Origin of the sequence: Terrirubrum flagellatum (genome assembly GCF_022059845.1) — a bacterium.
Classification (GTDB): Bacteria; Pseudomonadota; Alphaproteobacteria; order Rhizobiales; family Beijerinckiaceae; genus Terrirubrum; species Terrirubrum flagellatum.
The window spans coordinates 2330790-2347734 of sequence record NZ_CP091851.1 but is presented as its reverse complement, the minus strand read 5'-3'; the positions used below and the strand labels follow the sequence as shown (position 1 = coordinate 2347734).

13 protein-coding genes are annotated in these 16945 nt (G+C 64.0%); 1 reads left to right on the top strand and 12 read right to left on the bottom strand.

Annotation, left to right across the window (positions count from 1 at the left end; all coding sequences use genetic code 11):
- Positions 1-55: 55 nt before the first annotated feature.
- From L8F45_RS11330 to L8F45_RS11315, 4 genes are all read right to left on the bottom strand, one after another.
- Positions 56-1045, bottom strand: a complete 990-nt coding sequence (locus L8F45_RS11330; protein WP_342362976.1) for an ABC transporter substrate-binding protein — start codon at positions 1043-1045, stop codon at positions 56-58.
- 70 nt (positions 1046-1115) lie between these two features.
- Positions 1116-1931 carry an ABC transporter permease gene (locus tag L8F45_RS11325; RefSeq protein WP_342362975.1) on the bottom strand — a complete coding sequence of 272 codons (816 nt, stop codon included), beginning with the start codon at positions 1929-1931 and terminating at the stop codon, positions 1116-1118.
- The gene (locus L8F45_RS11320) at positions 1928-2833 is read right to left on the bottom strand and encodes an ABC transporter permease (RefSeq protein WP_342362974.1); all 906 of its coding nucleotides are present in this window, start codon (positions 2831-2833) and stop codon (positions 1928-1930) included. The genes L8F45_RS11325 and L8F45_RS11320 overlap by 4 nt, the downstream gene beginning before the upstream one ends.
- The gene (locus tag L8F45_RS11315; RefSeq protein WP_342362973.1) at positions 2823-3656 is read right to left on the bottom strand and encodes an ABC transporter ATP-binding protein; all 834 of its coding nucleotides are present in this window, start codon (positions 3654-3656) and stop codon (positions 2823-2825) included. Before L8F45_RS11315 ends, L8F45_RS11320 begins: the two co-directional genes overlap by 11 nt.
- A gap of 122 nt (positions 3657-3778) precedes the next feature.
- On the opposite strand from L8F45_RS11315, the gene rutR reads away from it, so the two are divergent.
- Positions 3779-4411: an HTH-type transcriptional regulator RutR gene (gene rutR / locus L8F45_RS11310; RefSeq protein WP_342362972.1), complete on the top strand. Its 633-nt coding sequence runs from the start codon at positions 3779-3781 to the stop codon at positions 4409-4411.
- Positions 4412-4425: 14 nt separating this feature from the next.
- Here rutR and L8F45_RS11305 read toward each other — a convergent pair whose 3' ends face one another.
- The 8 genes from L8F45_RS11305 to L8F45_RS11270 all read right to left on the bottom strand — a co-directional run bounded on the left by L8F45_RS11305 (position 4426) and on the right by L8F45_RS11270 (position 16791).
- Entirely contained in the window at positions 4426-6216 is a 1791-nt protein-coding gene (locus L8F45_RS11305) for a serine/threonine-protein kinase (RefSeq protein WP_342362971.1), read from the bottom strand.
- Positions 6213-7010: a PP2C family protein-serine/threonine phosphatase gene (locus L8F45_RS11300; RefSeq protein ID WP_342362970.1), complete on the bottom strand. Its 798-nt coding sequence runs from the start codon at positions 7008-7010 to the stop codon at positions 6213-6215. Before L8F45_RS11300 ends, L8F45_RS11305 begins: the two co-directional genes overlap by 4 nt.
- A gap of 1 nt (position 7011) precedes the next feature.
- Positions 7012-7674, bottom strand: a complete 663-nt coding sequence (tagF, locus tag L8F45_RS11295; RefSeq protein WP_342362969.1) for a type VI secretion system-associated protein TagF — start codon at positions 7672-7674, stop codon at positions 7012-7014.
- 29 nt (positions 7675-7703) lie between these two features.
- Complete coding sequence (gene tssM / locus L8F45_RS11290) at positions 7704-11273, bottom strand: type VI secretion system membrane subunit TssM (RefSeq protein ID WP_342362968.1); 3570 nt, start codon at positions 11271-11273, stop codon at positions 7704-7706.
- 32 nt (positions 11274-11305) lie between these two features.
- A complete protein-coding gene (gene tssL, locus L8F45_RS11285; RefSeq protein WP_342362967.1) occupies positions 11306-12961 on the bottom strand; it encodes a type VI secretion system protein TssL, long form in 1656 nt (551 codons plus the stop codon).
- Entirely contained in the window at positions 12958-14295 is a 1338-nt protein-coding gene (tssK, locus tag L8F45_RS11280) for a type VI secretion system baseplate subunit TssK (protein ID WP_342362966.1), read from the bottom strand. Before tssK ends, tssL begins: the two co-directional genes overlap by 4 nt.
- 225 nt (positions 14296-14520) lie before the next feature.
- A complete protein-coding gene (locus tag L8F45_RS11275) occupies positions 14521-14829 on the bottom strand; it encodes a hypothetical protein (protein ID WP_342362965.1) in 309 nt (102 codons plus the stop codon).
- A gap of 222 nt (positions 14830-15051) precedes the next feature.
- The gene (locus L8F45_RS11270; RefSeq protein WP_342362964.1) at positions 15052-16791 is read right to left on the bottom strand and encodes a M23 family metallopeptidase; all 1740 of its coding nucleotides are present in this window, start codon (positions 16789-16791) and stop codon (positions 15052-15054) included.
- Positions 16792-16945 lie beyond the last annotated feature (154 nt).

Sequence of the window (16945 nt, the reverse complement as noted above, 5' to 3'; positions counted from 1 at the left end):
TCTCTCTGTCTGTCTGAAGGCGTGTCGCCCGCATTCGAGCGGGCGACGCTCGAAATTACTTGATCGCGTCGAACACTTTCGTGGTCCAGGCGCCGGTCGGCTCCTTGGTGATCACGGGCGTATCGCCGCCGGCGGAGAGCAGCGTCTTCACCGTGCGCTCATAGTCGGCCGGAACGAGTTTGCCGTTCGATCCGTCGGTGAGACGGTTGATCTCGCCCATCATGCGCACCTGATGCTTTTCCGTCTGCGCGCCCGTCGTGTCGTTATCAAGAACGATCTTCGCCGCCGCCGCAGGATTGGCGCGCGCCCATTCCCAGCCCTTCATCGAGGCCTTCACGAAACGCGCCGCGCGGTCGACGAAGGCGCCGTCATTGAGCTTGGGTTCAAGCACATAGAGGCCGTCTTCAAGCGTCGACACGCCCTGATCCTCATATTTGAACACGACGAGCTTGTCGGCGGGAATGCCGGCGTCGATCACCTGCCAGAACTCGTTGTAGGTCATCGTCGAGATGCAATCGGCCTGCTTCTGCAGCAGCGGATCGACGTTGAAGCCTTGCTTCAGCACTTTCACGCCGTTCGCCGAACCGTCGGTCTTGTAACCGAGCTTCGCCATCCAGGCCATGAAGGGATATTCGTTGCCGAAGAACCAGACGCCGAGCGTGCGGCCTTTGAGATCTTGCGGCGTCTTCACGCCTGTTTCGGCGCGGCAGGTGAGCTGCATGCCCGAACGCTTGAAGGGCTGCGCGATGTTGACCAGCGGCACGCCTTTCTCGCGCGCGGCGAGCGCAGCCGGCATCCATTCGACGATCACGTCGGCGCCGCCTCCGGCGATGATCTGCGGCGGAGCGATGTCGGGGCCGCCTGGCTTGATCGTCACGTCAAGACCGACCTCCTTGTAGAAGCCCTTGTCCTTCGCGACGAAGTAACCGGCGAACTGCGCCTGCGCGACCCATTTGAGCTGCAGCGTCAATTTGTCCTGCGCCTGCGCCGACGCGCTGATGAGGCTTGCGGCGATCAACGCCGCGGCAGTTGCGAATTTCTTCATTGGTTCTCCTCCTTGTTGCGCATACTGCTGTAATAGTCCGACGATTGATGCAATTCGCGAGCCGAATTCGTCACGTTCGCTTGCGGAACGAAGGGTGCCAGAATGTCATCTTGCGTTCGACAAAAGAGAGGGCCGCGTAGAGCAGCGAACCTGTGATGGCGGCCAAAGCGATCTCGGCCCACACCATGTCGAGACTCATGCGGCCGACCTCGGTCGAGATGCGGAAGCCGATGCCGACGATGGGCGTGCCAAAGAATTCAGCGACGATCGCGCCGATCAGCGACAGCGTCGAATTGATCTTGAGCGCATTGAAGATGAAGGGAAGCGCCACCGGCAGCCTTAGCTTCAGGAGCTGTGTTCCCCAAGAGGCGGCATAGGTCGACATGAGGTCGCGCTCAAGCGCGCCCGCGGCGGACAATCCGACGACGGCGTTCACCAGCATGGGAAAGAACGTCATCACGACGACGACGGCCGCTTTTGACGGCCAGTCAAATCCGAACCACATGACCATGATCGGCGCGACCGCGATGATGGGCAGCGCCGAGACGAGATTGCCGAGCGGCAGAAGTCCCTTCTGCAGGAACGGCGTACGGTCGATCAGGATCGCGACCAGCAACCCCGCCACGTTGCCGATGATGTAGCCGGCAAGCACGCCCTTGATCGTCTGCACGAAATCAACGCCGAGCGTCGGTAGCGAATTCGCGAAGCGCGCCACGATCGCTGACGGCGCGGGCAGAATGACGGCGGGAACGTTGAAGCCCCGGGTCACTCCTTCCCAAAATGCGAGCACGACGAGTCCGAACAAGGCCGACGCCATCACGTCGCCGGCCTTGCGCCAGGCCGCCGTCGCGCGCGTATTGATCGCGAGCGCTCTACGATCGCTCATGACGCGCGCCCCATGCGCTTCATCACGAGCCAATCCGCGAGTCCGATGATGGCGACGAGAAGCGCCGCGCAGAAGGAGGCGACGAACAGCGCCGCCCAGATCTGGATCGTCTGGCCGTAATAGGAGCCGGCGAGAAGCCGCGCGCCAAAGCCGCCATCCTCGCTCTTGCTCATTTCCGCGACGATCGAGCCGACAAGCGCCGCAGCGACGGCGATCTTGAGGCTCGCGAACAGAAAGGGAGTCGAGGCGGGAAGTCGCAATCTGAAGAATGTCTGCCAGCGCGAGGCGGAATAGGTGCGCATGAGATCAAGCTGCAGCGGATCGGGCGCGCGCAGGCCCTTCGCCATGCCGACAGTTACAGGAAAGAAAGAGAGATAGGCCGAGATGATCGCCTTCGGGATCAGCCCGGTCACGTCGAACTGATTCATGATCACCACGATCATCGGCGCCAGCGCGATGATGGGAATCGTTTGCGACGCCACGATCCAGGGCATCAGGCTGCGCTCGAGAAGCTCGACATGCACGATCAGCACGGCGAGCAGAACGCCAAGCAGCGAACCGATGAGGAATCCGGCGAGCGTCGCCTGCAGCGTCACCACGCCGTGATAGACGAGGCTTCGTTTCGATGTTGGCGCGATCTCGAATACGGTTTTGTCGATCTCGGCGACGATCTGATGCGGCGCAGGAAGGCGAGGGCGCTCCTGACTCATGGTTCCCGTCACGAGCTCGCTCGTCGTATAGGCGCGGCCGGCATTGGCGAACCAGTCGCGCTGCAGCTGCTCATTCATGAAGAACACCGCGACATACCAGATCGCGACAATAGCCGCGCACACCACGAGAATCGGCAGCGCCCTGTCGGCGCCAAACCGCGCGAGGCGAAGCGTCAGCCGGTCAGTCGTCATAGGAGTGCCCGGCCTTGAGGCCTTCACGCACGCGATGGGCGAGCGCAAGAAACGCCGGCGTCTCGCGCACGCCGAGATCGCGGTCGCGCGGCAGGTCGCAATTGATCACGTCGATGATGCGGCCCGGTCGCGGCGACATGACCACGATCTTGCTCGACAGGAACACCGCTTCCGGAATCGAATGGGTCACGAAAACCACAGTCTTCTCAGTCTCGCGCCAGAGCCTCAGCAGTTCGAGATTGAGCTTGTCGCGCACGATTTCATCAAGCGCGCCGAACGGTTCGTCCATCAGCAACAAAGCCGGATCGAAGGACAACGCGCGCGCGATCGAAGCGCGCTGCTGCATCCCGCCGGAGAGCTGCCAGGGATATTTGGTCTCGAATCCGGTCAGGCGCACAAGATCGAGAAAGCGCCGCGCGCGCTCTTTTCTCTCGGCGGCGTCATAACCCATGATTTCAAGCGGCAGAGTGACGTTCCGCTCCACCGTGCGCCAAGGATAGAGCGCCGGCGCCTGAAAAACGTAGCCATATTGCCGACGCTCGCGCGCTTCGAGCGGCGAGAGACCGTTGACGTTGATTGCGCCGCCGGTCGGTTTTTCCAGATCGGCGATCACGCGCAGCAATGTCGTTTTGCCGCAACCGGAAGGTCCGATCAGGCTGACGAATTCGCCGGCGCGGATCGCGAGATCGACGTTGGAGAGAGCCTGCACGACGCCGTCGCGCGTCTCATAGGTCAGCGACAGGCGGCGCGCATCGACGGCGAGAGAATCTACCGGCTCCACTGGCGCCGGCTCGGCATGACCAGCCGTCGCCAAGACGTTCATCCGGCGCGCGCTCCCCTGCGTGCGTGATTGGACCTGTTCCAGCCTAATAGTTTTGATCAAATGGTCAACCTTCTGCTAGTGTTGCTTTCGGGAATGGAAGCGAAACGGGGAAGGCGAACGAGATGGCGGGCGCGGCGCGCGCGAAGACGCGGATGGGCGAGGCGAATGTCGAGCGGATTCTCGACGCTGCGTTGACCCTGTTCGGACAATATGGCCTCAGAGGCGCGCGGATCGACGAGATCGCCGCGCTGGCCGGCATGTCGAAAACGAACCTGCTTTATTATTTCAGCGGCAAGGAAGCGCTTTACACCGCCGTTCTCGAGCGCACGCTTGAGATGTGGCTCAAACCGCTCATTGCGCTCGATCCCAGCGCGGAGCCGCGCGAGGCGCTGTCGCTCTATATCGCCAGCAAGCTGAATTATTCACGCTCGCATCCCGAGGCGTCGCGGCTCTTTGCGATGGAGATTCTGCAAGGCGCGCCGCATCTCAAAAAGATTCTCTCGACGACGCTGGCGGCGATCGTCTCGGAGAAACAGGCGACGATCCAGGCCTGGATGGACCGCGGCAAGATGCGGCCGGTGTCGCCGCTTCATCTCATTTTCACGATCTGGGCGGCGACGCAGCACTATGCCGACTTCGCCGTGCAGGTCGAAGCCGTCGCGGGAAAAGGCGTCGACGATGACGCGTTCTTTGAGGAGGCGCGCCGGCAGGTCACCGATCTCATTCTCAATGGAGCGCTCGTCGATCGCGGCTAAGCGATCAACGGAGCCTATCGCTCGATGCGGACGAGCTTTGCGATGAGCTGCGTCGGCGTCTTGTTGCGGTCGATCTCTTCGAGAACAGGCGGGAAGAAGTCCCAGGCGCTGGCTTTTGACGCCGTGGCCATCGAATCGATCGGCTTCGGCGACACGACCGCGATCACAAGTTTCGATCCCGGCAGGCTGTTGTCGTCGTCATCAAGGCGCACATCGAACGTGGCTGAGCCCTTCTCTTTCTTCACCGCTGATCCCAGCGTCTTCACCTTCCCTGTGTCGCCGACCGTGATGATGTCGACCGCGCGGTCGCCGACGCCTTCGATCACGCCCTGAACGCGCTGGCCCGGCTTCACGGTCGACTGCCGCACATCGAACTTCACCGCGGGATCACGGTCGGGGTCGACGCGCTGCATGAAGGCGACCGCGGGGCATTGCGTCGCCGATAGGCGGGCCGTCGAAATCTGCGGCGCGAAGCCGTTCGCGAGTCGGAAGTCGGTGTCGAAATTCTGCACGAGCTGATCGGACAGCGTGAAGGCGTCGACAGAAGCGGTGCGCTCGGTCACCGCGGTCGGCGCGAGATAGAGGCACGGGCCGCCATCGAAATAGCGCACATATTGCGAGACCCGATTGGCGCGCTCGGTCGGCGACATCGGCGCCACAGCGAGAGGTTCGACCGGCGGATCAACGGGCGGCAGCGCAGGCTGCGGCGGGATCGAGGCGATCTGGGTGTTATTTGACGGCGGCGTCGGGTCAGTCTGCGACGGCTGCAATGACGGAGTATTTGGCGTCGGCGTCGGATCATGCGTCGCGACCACCGATGGCGTTGTTGGCGGCTGAGGCGTCGGAACGGGGCCTGGCGCGGGCGAGCGCCCAAGCAGCATGTAGCCGGCGCCGCCGGCGGCCACCAGCAACGCGGCGGCCGCCGCGCCGATCAATCCGAGGCCGCTTTTCTTCTTTTCCGGCGCGGTCCATGCCGCGACCTCGTCCATCGAAGCCGGGCGATCCTCCGGCTTCGGTTGCAGCATCTTCTCAATCAGCGGGCGCAGCCGCGCATCGACGCCCGTGATATCCGGCACCTTTTGCCGTTTCTGGATGACGTCGGCCTGACTGCCGCTCATGTCGATCGGCTTGCCGAGCAAGGCTTCGACGAGCACGAGGCCGAAGCTGTAGATATCGGAACGATTGGTGACGTCGCCGCCGAACAGGCCAAGCTGCTCCGGCGACACATAGTTGTATTTTCCGGCGAAGCCGTCGCCGATCACGGTCGCATGGCCAAGCTTCGTCGTGCGCGCGATGCCGAAGTCGATGATCTTCGCGTTCCTGATCTCGCCATCTTGCAGAATGATGTTGTCGGGCGAGAGGTCGCGATGGATGACGCCCTTGTCATGGGCGACCTGAAGTCCCGACGCGATGCGTTTGCGCAGGATCGCGACCTCATCGAAAGTGAGCGGCCGCGTCTTGAGATAGTCGGACAGCGACGGGCCGCCGACATATTCCATCGCGAGATAGGGGCGATTGAGCTTGCGGTCGACCGAGAAGACGAAATAGCGGACGATCGAGTCGTGATGGAGATAGTGCAGCGCCGACGCTTCCTTGCGGAACAGCGACAGCACGGCTTCGTTGCCCGCAAGCTCAGGCTTGATCATCTTGATCGCGACGGGATCGCCCGTTTCGATCAGCCGGCCCTTGTAGACTTCGCCCATGCCGCCGGCGGCGATGGTGCTTTCCAGCTCATAGATATCGTTCAGTCGCGTGCCCGCTGCGAGCCCGCTGCGTCCCGAGAGCTGGATGACCGTCTGGGTCATGCTTCACTTCCAGCCACGTCCTGGCCGGACGCGGGAATGTAGTTGGTGCGCTCCGCCGCATGGCAGCGCACGATGACGATCGTCACATTGTCCGAAGCGCCGCGCTCGAGAGTCGCCGCGATCAGCGCGTCGCAGGCGTCCTGCGCGCGCATCGTCGAAACATGTTCGCAGATTTCCGCATCCGAGAGATGGCCGGTGAGGCCGTCGCTGCAGAGCAGGAACGCGTCGCCTGGCTTGATCATGCCGCTGCGGTCATCGAGATCGGGATCGTCGAAGATGCCGATGGCGCGCGTGATCACGTTGCGGCGCGGCCAGGTCTTCGCCTGCTCGGGCGTCAGCGTGCCGTTGTCCACCAGTTCCTGCGCCTCGGTGTGGTCGCGGGTGAGCTGCGAGATCGTCTCGTCGCGGATGTGATAGACGCGGCTGTCGCCGGCCCAGACGCACGAATAATTGTGGCCGTAGGCGAGGATGGCGGCGACAGTCGTGCCGATCACGGCGCCGCGCTCGGCCGCCGCCTGCTTGATCGTGTCGTTGGCGCGCAGGATGCGATCCTTGAAGCGCGCGAGCTGATCGGTTTGCGAGACCGCCATGCCGACCGACGCGATGTCGCCCGCAACCGTCTGGCTCGCGAACTGACCGCCTTCATGCCCGCCGACTCCGTCGGCGACCGCCCAGATGCCGAGCTCCGGCAGGACGATATAGCTGTCCTCATTCGCCCGCCGGACCTTGCCGACATGGGTCGCCGCGCCGGTCTCGAATTTGACGACGTAGGACGAATTTCGGGCCAGCGACATCTCAGTTCCCCGACGCAGCTTCGAATTGTCCACTCAGCAACGAGGTGACGATGTTCGGATCTGGCAGACCTTCCGAAAACAAGGTGGTCGGCGGAAACTCCTCGCCGCCAATGGTCCACCAGAAACTCGCTGCAGAATACATCCGCCTGTCCCGCTCCGCCAACAAAGTCTTGAAGGCGTCCCCGACCGCTTCCACAGACGTGGCTTCGGCGATGAGCGCGCGGCGCGCCTCCTTGATGGCGGAGTCCGCGGCAGGGCGGGGAATCCGCGCCGGCACGGGCAGGGCGCGCAGCGTCTCGAGGCAGGCGTCGTAGGATGCGCCCTCCTCAAGCGCCGACAACAGAAAGCTTTCGACGTCGCCGAACCAGGCCTCCTGCATGTCGGCCAGCGGCGGCTCGAACGCGTCGCCTTTCTCGCCATAGGCGATGGCGGTTAGCGGAAAGAAGCGGCCGACGCCGTCAACCGAGGCCATGAACGAGCCCATGACAGGCATTCCGCAGATTTCCGGTCCGAGCCAGAAGCGCCAGATCGGCGCCCGAAGGAAGATATCGCGCCATCCGGTTCCGAGCACGATCCGGCTCGCCGCGACGCCGCCCTGCAGCCACGCCTCCCAGACCTGCAGGAACTCCCTCGGGATGTCCACAGAGATGAAGTCGCGCTTCATCGGAAGTTTTCCGAACAGGCCGCACGGCATCACTGAACCGCCGGGCAGCGGAAGCTTGGCAGCGAATTGACCGCCACAAAGGGATTCGGCAGCGAGCTGACATTGACTTGATAGGTGGCTTCGCGGCCGCTGACGCTGAATCTGTATTCGAGCGCGTCGCCGCGCTGCACGCGATTCGCCCCATCGAACAGCCGGAACACGCCCCATGGCCCGCTCTTGGGCGGCGGCGCGGGGCGGCCGGCGATCGCCGGCAGGAAGGCCAGGCCTGCAGCCTGCAGCCCGACGGGTCCGGGCCACTGGAATGTCACCACTTGCGGAATCGCTGGAGGCTGCGGCGGCGGCTGGGGCGCCGAGCCGAAGATCGAGAAGGACGGCGCCTCAGGCGGTTTCGGCTTGTCGATCGAGAGAACGCCGCTGTTGATCTCCAGCCGCGCATTCTCGATTCCGTCGCCAAGCGCCAGATTCTTGACGACGAACGTGAAGCCGGCCTGGCCTCCTGGGAAGAAGGCTTGGCGGATTTCACTGGCGCGCTGGAAGTCGCGCACGATGTTGGCCGACATCTGACGCGCGACCGGATTGGCCTGGTTCCAGGTCCAGGTCGACTTCGATGTGTCGACGAGCTGCGAGAGGCGCGTCGTGTAAAAGCGGTCGATGACGCCGCTCGGCCCGAAGATCCGCTGGAACTCCTGGATCGGTATGTCCTTGTCGCTGGCCTTGCTGAAGGGATAGACGCCGCTGATCGCCTGCTGACAGGCGCGCGTCACTTCTTCGCCGAGCGACTGATTAAGCCGCGCGATCGTGGTGCCTGTCGCGTCATTGTCGAACGCGCCGACAGCCGTCTGGATCATGCCCTTGAACGGGTCGGGGAAGCGCGTCGCCGTCGCCTGCAGATTGCGCAGGCTGTCGCGGAACTTGACCTGCCCCTCGGCGGATCGCGTCGGATCGTTCAGCATGGCGAGCGAGGTGTAGATGTCGCTTAGGCCGCGCAGAAGCTCATCGACGCCACGCTGCCCGCGCGCGCCCTCCGTAAGCTGCTGGAACGGCCGGAACGCGGCCTCCACGGCGGCGCCGGGAAGTTCGCCGCCTGGCGCAAGCATCTTCGGCGCGGTCGACGGCGCAGGTGCCGCTCCGCCTTGCGCGGGCGCCGCGCCAGCGGGTTTTTCCTTCGTGAGCTGGGTCTCCACCCCAACCGATTCGATGATCTGCGCGATCGGCGACGTCGGCGCGGCGGCGGCTTGCAGCGCGACATAGCGTGGCTTGTCGGCCGTTAGCAGCTTGATGCGCAATTGCCCCAGAACCGCCCGCCAGGTCGATATGTATTCTTTCTGGTAACGGTCGATCAGGGCCGGCGCGAGATTTTCATACTGCGCCGCGAGAGCCGACTGATTGGCGACGTCGCCAAGCAGTTTACGCTCCTGCTGCACTTGTTCCGCGACGGACGGGATCTTCGCGAGGAAATCCTCCTGAAACCCCGCATAGGTGAAGAAGTAGGGCACCTTGATCGCATCGAGATCGAGGCCGCCCGCGCCCTCGAACACAAGCGTCGCGTCCTGACCGGCCTTGCGACGCGCGATCCAGTCCTTCGCGCTGTTGGACCGCGACGCTGAGCGAAGAATCTCGAATGCGCGATCCGACACGCTCATGCGCCCGATTGCCGCCTGGGCTTGGGCGACGAGCTGACGGTCGATGTCGACGGCGGCGAATCCTTCCGGCGGATCGAGCGAGATAAGCCGCACCAGATGGTCTTCGAGCGCCTGCCTGCCGGCGGCGTTCTGCGGTCCGCGGAACAGATTCTCCGCCCAGTCGGCGCGCCACCACTGCAGCACGCGCTCCTTGTCGATCGGATCGGTGCCGCCGAGCATGAGATAGACTTTCAGCGCCTCGGTCAGAAAGCCCGGATTGGTGATGTTGTCGCGCATCCGCTCTTCCATCCGGTACATCAGACGCGGACGGTAGAGGCGTTGCAGCGCCATTTCATAGGCGGATTCCGCCGAAGCGTTCAGCCGGGGCCATTGGCTGAGACCGAGCGTCGCTTCGAGAGGAACCTTCTCGTCGCGCGAGCCATATCCCGCGGGCATGTTGCGCAGATGGTGAAGCGCCGGCAGCACGCGCGCGAAATCGCGATCTGAAATCGACGTCTCGTCGCGCACGGGGGCGGCGATCGTCTTGTACTGCGTGATCGACGCATAGGCGCGGTTGATGAGATCGGAGTTTTTCCCGTAACTGATCCACCAGCCCGCGATCGCTGCAGCCGAGCAGAGGAAGAGGAAGATATAGGCGGCCGTCTTGAGGAATGCGGAGCGGCGCACGGCCGACCGGTTTGTCGACACCCAGCCCGATTCCCCGAACACGACCTGCTGAAGCAGATCGGTGAGGAAGTAACTTTTGCCGAGACCGGAATACTGCGCGGCGCCTGTCTCCTGCGTGCCGAAGCTGCGCGCCAGAGCGCCGATGAGCTGATCGATCGGCGTTCCCTCCTGCGTGCCCGACGTGAAATAGAAGCCGCGAAGCGTCGCATTGGAGTGATAGCGCGTCGGTTCGAAGATGCGCGTGAGAAAGTCGTGGACGGGCTTCTTGAGCGCGGCGACCTGGCTCGGAAATCCGAACATCTGCACGCGCGCGGTCGGATTGGGATCCTCCTGCAGGCGATCGACCATTTCCTGATTGAGGCGCTGGATCAGCAGGTCGAATTCGCCCGGCACCTCGCCGATCATGTTCGCGGTCTTGTCGTCGGTCTGGAACGTCGCGCCCCACACCGCCCGTCGACCCTCCTCATTGAGATGGCTGAAAAACTCCATGAAGCCGGCGATCAGGTCGGACTTCGTGAAGACTCCATAGACAGGGAAATCGACTTTCAGATGCTGGTGAAGTTCGATGAGCCGCGTGCGGATCGCATCCGCATGCGCGTAGACTTCCTCTTGCGGGAGACTCAGCACGTCCTCGACGCTGATGCAGACCAGCACGCCATTGATCGGCTGTTTCGGCCGGCTGCGTTTCAGCATCTGCAGGAAGGAGAGCCAGCTCTTCTTGTCGCCTTTCGCGTCGGAATCCTGCGTGGTGTAGCGGCCGGCGGTGTCGATCATCACCGCTTCTTCCGTGAACCACCAGTCGCAGTAGCGCGTGCCGCCGACGCCGGCGATCGCTTGCGGCGACGACCCTTTCGCGAGCGGGAATTTCAGCCCGGAATTGATCAGCGCCGTCGTCTTGCCGGCGCCCGGCGGTCCAATGATGATGTACCAGGGCAGATCGTAGAGAAAATCGCCTTTCGCGCCCGTCGCCTTTTTCAGCGTCGTGATCGCGTCATTCATTTTCTCTTGCAGAACTTGCGAGTCGTCGTTCGAGCCTGCTTCCGCCGCGTCGCCGCCCGAAGACATCCCGGCGGCGAGTTCCTTTTCCGCCTTGGTGCGGCGGTAGACGTCGAAAACGAGATAGGAAATGGCGGCGATCGAAACAGCCGCCATCAGAAGCCAGCGCACCAGCGGCGTGTCGAACGGCCGATAGTCGCCAAACGCGACGTTCGGCAACGCATAAATGATGATGAACGCGATCGCCGCGAGCCCGATCAGATATCCGCCGGCTTTGAGCGCAATGCCCTTCATCGTGTCAGGTCCTGCATCTCGCCCCTGCGCGGTTACGGTTTGCGCGTTGTTTCTTCACGCGGAATCGAAATCTCCACGCGCCGGTTGCGCGCGCGCCCTTCCGCCGTCTGGTTCGTCGCCACCGGCGCTGTATCGCCCTTGCCCTCGATCTTGAAGCGGTCCTGCTGTGTGATGCCTGGCTTCAGGATCGCAGCGACCGCCTTCGCGCGCTCAAGCGACAATTCGTAGTTCGACGGGAAGCGGGCGCTGGCGATCTTGGTGCTGTCGGTGTGTCCGACGATCCTGATGTCGCCGGGCTCCTTGTTCAGCGACGCCGAGATCTTCGCCGCGATCGGCTTGAAGCTGTCGAGCACGGTCGCCGATCCCGACGTGAAGGTCGCGAAATCGCCGACGCGGATCACGATCGACGTTCCATTCTCGACGGCGTCGGCCTTTTTCGCCGCGATCTCGTCGGCAAGCACGGCGCGAATGCGCTCGAGCTGTGTCGAGGCGCGCGGCGGTTCCGGCGGAGGGGGCGGCGGCAGATTTGGAGCCGGCGCCGGAACCGGCGCGCGTTCGATCGTCAGCCCTGCTTCGGGGAAGAGCCGGCGCATCTCGTCGGTCACAGCTTCGGTGTTGCCGGCGAGCAGGATTCGCAGCGTCACGAACAGCGCGAACAGCAGCGCCGCCGCGACCGCGAGCAGCGCCCAGAAGGGAATGCGGAATGTCGGCGTCTGTGACGGGATGTCCTGTCCGAGCCAGTGCGGGGAGAGATCGGATGTCGACCGTTGCTTCACGCGACGCAGCACCTCGTAGAGGTTGCGCTGGATCATCTGCAGGTTCGCCGCGCCGCCAGCGGCCGTGCGATGGATGCCCTGGAAGCCCATCGCGAGGCACGCGTACATCAATTCGAGAACGGAGTAGTTCGTCGTCGGGTCGGCTTTCGCGCGCTCAAGCTCATCGAAGAAGCGCACGCCGCCGACGCGCTCGCCGAAGAAGCGCGCGAGCATGCTGTATTGGGTCCAGGTGTGGCGCTCTTCGCTCGGAATGTTCTGAACGATATCGTCGGCGGTCGCGCACAGCACATACTTTGCGACGCGCGCCTGATTTTCCGGCACGCTCGCCTGACGGATTTTCCGGTCGAACTCCTCGGTCGCGTCGGCGACCTGATCCATCAGATTCGCGAAATTCGCGCGCATCAGCGAGACGCGCAGGCGGCCAAGCAGGAGCAGGATCGGGCTCGCGGCCTCGATGATCGGGTTCTCGTTCGACGCGATCGGCACGTCGCGTTTCAGGATCATCGCGCGCTGCGGCTCGCTCGGCAGCGGGGGAGCAGCCTGCTGGGTTCTCACCCAATCGTCCTGCCCATGCGCGGGCGGCTGGCCGTAGGGCGGCGGCGCGCCATAGGGCTGCGCTCCGTAGGGCTGTGCCGGAGCAGGGTAGGGCGGCGGCGCCTGATAGGGCTGCGCCGCCGCGGGATAGGCTGGCGGCGGCTGATAGTTCTGCGACGAGGGATAGGCCGGAGGCGGCGCCGGAGGCTGATAGGCTGGCGGCGGCTGGTAAGCCGGCGGCGGCGGATAGCCCTGCGGCTGGGGATAAGGCTGTTGCGGCGGAGGTGGCGCAGCCTGGGCCGGGGGCGCCGGGCGGCGCCCGCCGGGGTTGGGTCGGATGATGGTCTTGTCGCTTCTCTGGAAAGGGTCGTCGCTCAACGCCGATCTCCCAGCACAGCCCACAACTCCAATTCTAGCTCAGGCCAGTCGCCGGCGAAATGCATGCCGATCGCGCTGGCGGAACTGAACTCGGGCCAGAGCGGCGAGTTGCGGTCGAACAGGAAGTAGACGTGATCGGCCATCGCGCGGATCTGCGGCGGCGGGGCCGGTAGGTGGACGAGGCCGACGCCCGGCAGGTGCGTATGGACGATCTCGTTCATCTTGGTGTTCGGACCGATCTTGAACAGATGCGGGAATTGCGCCTGGATTTCGCTGAGCGGGCGGCGCGCCGACACTTCGAGAATGAGATTGGCGGTGCGGAACAGCGAGCGATCACGGATCGTCGATACGAACGCGTTCGGAGCGCGCTCGATGATTTCGAGACGCAGCGCGCGCCGGCCGAAACTCACCGAGAGATAGGCCTGAATATCGCGGATGATGGGCGCGAACGTGCCTTCGAGATCGTCGTGATCATAGGCTTCATAATCATTCGCGCGCCGCTCCGGCGACGAGAATGTCGCTAGCTCGCCGACGAAGCGCAGCATCTCTTCGTAGAGGCGCTCGGGATGCACATAGCGCGAGCGGCGGAGATGCTTCAGCACCGGGCCGTGATGGTTGAGGAGCTGCAGCACGAAATAATCGACGCTCTGCAGACCGCCGCCGGCGGTGGGATCAGCGGCGTAGCGCGCAAGCTCCTCGACCTTGTTGTCGATCCAGCCGAGCACGCGATCCGTCCATCCGTCGACGACCGGATGCGCCGTGCAGATCAGCACTGGCGGGACATACTGATCATCGAGCAGCACCGCCTTGTCGCGCACTTCAAGCACGCGCGCGATTCCGATCGACACGAAGCCCGGCTTCGCCGTCTTGCGCAATTCGAGCGCCAGGCGCGGTGAAGCGATGTCGATCTCTTCCTCGATGCGGAGCGACGAGGTCGAATCGATGAACATTTCGAGGCCGGCGACATAGCGGCTGGCGCTCTCGGTTTCGGGCTGATCGACCTCGCGCGAATTCGACGTCGCCATCGGCATCGTCAGCCAGAGGAATTGTCCGGCCGCGGTGTCCGGCACCTCGATTGGCAGGGGCAGGGGACTGTCGGCGGGCAGATCGAACGGCGTCCCGTCCTGCAGCACGCCGGCGGCGCGGCGCAGCGCGAATTTGCGCTGCTGCAGCAGGTCACGATCAATTTCGAGCGCGGAAAAGCCCCATGGATAGGGCGAAATCGTCCGCACGCGCGATTCGAGCAGATGCTCGTGATACCGATCGTTTTGCTGGAGATGATGGGGTCTTAGGAACAGCCCTTCCTTCCACAGCACTTTATTGTACCACGACATCGAAGGTCCCGGGCTCGGCGCGCAATAGTGAGAAATCAAACCGCCTCAACCCTATAGCGCAGGGTCATGAAGCGAGGAAGGGCCGCGCGAAGGAGCCCGTGCGCCGCCGCACATGATCAGTGACGGGCGGATCGTCGGCGAAGCGTGGAAGGGCGGCGGATTTCACCAACAAAAAACCGCGTGAGCGGAACTCACGCGGTCGTGGTGTGCGCCGGAGCGCTGATGTCAGAAGCCGTAGCCCATATAGAGCCAGATCTGCGGAGCCTTCTTTTCCGTGGCGGCGACCACGATCGGACGAGGCTGCTGCGGCGCGACCGGCGTCACGCGAACGATTCGGCGCGGAGCGGCCGCGACGGGGCGCGCCGGAGTCGCAACCGGACGCGTCGGAGGAAGAGGAAGCTCCGCGGCGGCGGCTGTTTCCGTGGTCGCCGGGGCCGGAGCCGGCGTAGCCACGACCTCATCGGCGAATGCGCCGGCGGCTGAGACAAGCAGCAGCGCCGAGGACGCGACGGCGAGGGCGATTCCGGATTTCATATCGAGTCTCCAGTTGTGGCGTTTACCACCTGCGCCGCTTAATGACAAACTCGGGCTGCGGTTCCCCGCTGCTGCGAATTTTTTTGCGATGAACGTGACTAGCGCGATTTAACCTCTCTCGGCCAGCATCAGGCGTGAGCCGAGTTAATGCTTGGTTTCGCGCGCGCCGCATTCTTCAGCCATTAAGTCTTTGATAACGCGGCGCCCAAAGATGAGGCGGCGTCAGCTCTCGCTGTCGTCGTCGTCTTCCTCTTCGCTCGGCGGCCGGTGCGAGAAGGGCGGCTTGTCGCAGTTCATTCCCGTCGAATTGCCGTTGCGCAGCTTGTCGCCGGCGATGAGGAAGCAGGCGGGATTGTAGGGCGTGCCGCGCAAGCGGGTTTCGAAGTGAAGGTGAGGGCCTGTCGACGCCCCTGTTGATCCGACCTTGCCGACGAGGCCGCCGACCTGAAGCGGCTGCCCCTGCGTGACGTCGATCTCGGACATGTGGCCGTAGCGGGTGATCACGCCGTTGCCGTGGTCGATCTGGACCATGTTGCCATAGCCGCCGGCCCAGCCGGCGCTGAGCACGACGCCGGCGCCGGCCGCGACGATCGGCGTGCCCATGGGCGCCGCGAGATCCATGCCGGCGTGCAATTTCTGCGTGTGATAGATCGGATGGACGCGATAGCCGAACGGGCTGGCGAAGCGCGTCTCATGCGTCGGCCGCGCGATCGGCATCGCTTTCAGCGCCGGTCCCAGCCGAAACAGCAGCGCGCTGTTGGTGCGGATCTGGGAGATGCGCTGGCCGAACGGGGTGTTCTGCTCGTTCAGCGGCAACTGGAATCCCGGCATGCTGGCGGCGCTGCGGCCATTGTCGGGCGCGAGTTCTTCAGGCGTGAGGCCAAGGATCGTCAGCGCGCCGCGCATCTGGATGATGCGGATGTCGGAGAGCCGCGCGAAGCCGTTGAGCGACTGTATCTGCTGGTTCTCGATGACCGAGACCGCGCGCATCAGCCGGTCGACCTGCGCCTCGTTCTCAAGGTCTTCCTGTGAGGGGCCGCTCTCGATCTGCGGCACTTCGAGAAGCTGGGCGTAGCGCAGCGAATCCGAGGGATCGCTCGATGCGAGCCGCACCGGCCGCGTGATCGAGGGCGCGGGATTGGCGTCGCCGGCGTCGGGCGTCGCATCCGCCGTCTCGGTCGGGAAGAGCTGCGGGATCGTCGCGTCGCCGCGCGTCTGGCCCGGCGTCGACGGTCGCGTCGGGAAGGTCGGTCGTGTCGGCGGCGGCGGAGGCGCGGTCGAGGAGGCGGGCTGGGCCGCGCCGGCCGCCGCGGAAGCGGCTGCGGCGTCGCCGCCGATCTGTTCGGCGAGCTTGTTGAGAATCGCCTGGCGCGATTCGATCATGCGCTGCTTCTTGGTGAGTTCGATGACCCGGCCAGTGATCGAATTTGAGTCGACCTTGGTCTGTTCGGCTTCGCTGACGACGCGCGCGATCTCGTCGCGATAGGCCTGCAGGCGCTGCTCATAGGCGTCCTGCATCTCGCTGCTTTGCGCGATCAGTTTCGACGAGAGCCTGTCGCCGAAAATCAGCAGCATGGTCATGCCGCCGCCCCAGGCGAGCAGCAGCAGCATGAGCGCGAGAACGCTGACCACCGATCCCGCTCCGATCACGAGCGAGAATGGCTTCTTCGCTTTCTTCGCCGGCTTCAATGCGCCGAGCTTGACGGCCTTCTTGCGTTCGGCGCGCGACTTGCCGGGCTTGAAGACGGGCGCGTCGACGTCTTTCAGCTTGGACGGCGATTCAGGCGCGGCGGCCTTCCGGGATTTCGCCGCCGGCTCGGTTTTTCTGGCTGCGGGTTCGGCAGGTTTTACGGCCGCGGGCTTCGCCTGCGCGCCGTCATCCTCAAGCACTTTGGAGAAGTCGACCTTGCCCGCCTTGCCGCGCCGCGGGCCTGCCTGAGAGCTTTTAGGCCAGAACGACACAGAGGGGCTCGCAGCGAAATCGAAGAGCAATATATGCCGGCATTGTCCTGCGGGACCGTTAAAAGTCAACGACCGCCGCGCGGGCCGCGCCGGAGCAGTCGCGAGACGTAGCTATCACAGGATTGCGCCCTTTTGTGGAAGAGGCGATGGCCGC

What these genes read in the sequence shown, in the direction of transcription:
- L8F45_RS11330 (WP_342362976.1), bottom strand. Translation starts at nt 1,045, where the DNA reads ATGAAGAAATTCGCAACTGCCGCGGCGTTGATCGCCGCAAGCCTCATC.
- L8F45_RS11325 (WP_342362975.1), bottom strand. Translation starts at nt 1,931, where the DNA reads ATGAGCGATCGTAGAGCGCTCGCGATCAATACGCGCGCGACGGCGGCC.
- L8F45_RS11320 (WP_342362974.1), bottom strand. Translation starts at nt 2,833, where the DNA reads ATGACGACTGACCGGCTGACGCTTCGCCTCGCGCGGTTTGGCGCCGAC.
- L8F45_RS11315 (WP_342362973.1), bottom strand. Translation starts at nt 3,656, where the DNA reads ATGAACGTCTTGGCGACGGCTGGTCATGCCGAGCCGGCGCCAGTGGAG.
- rutR (WP_342362972.1), top strand. Translation starts at nt 3,779, where the DNA reads ATGGCGGGCGCGGCGCGCGCGAAGACGCGGATGGGCGAGGCGAATGTC.
- L8F45_RS11305 (WP_342362971.1), bottom strand. Translation starts at nt 6,216, where the DNA reads ATGACCCAGACGGTCATCCAGCTCTCGGGACGCAGCGGGCTCGCAGCG.
- L8F45_RS11300 (WP_342362970.1), bottom strand. Translation starts at nt 7,010, where the DNA reads ATGTCGCTGGCCCGAAATTCGTCCTACGTCGTCAAATTCGAGACCGGC.
- tagF (WP_342362969.1), bottom strand. Translation starts at nt 7,674, where the DNA reads ATGAAGCGCGACTTCATCTCTGTGGACATCCCGAGGGAGTTCCTGCAG.
- tssM (WP_342362968.1), bottom strand. Translation starts at nt 11,273, where the DNA reads ATGAAGGGCATTGCGCTCAAAGCCGGCGGATATCTGATCGGGCTCGCG.
- tssK (WP_342362966.1), bottom strand. Translation starts at nt 14,295, where the DNA reads ATGTCGTGGTACAATAAAGTGCTGTGGAAGGAAGGGCTGTTCCTAAGA.
- L8F45_RS11275 (WP_342362965.1), bottom strand. Translation starts at nt 14,829, where the DNA reads ATGAAATCCGGAATCGCCCTCGCCGTCGCGTCCTCGGCGCTGCTGCTT.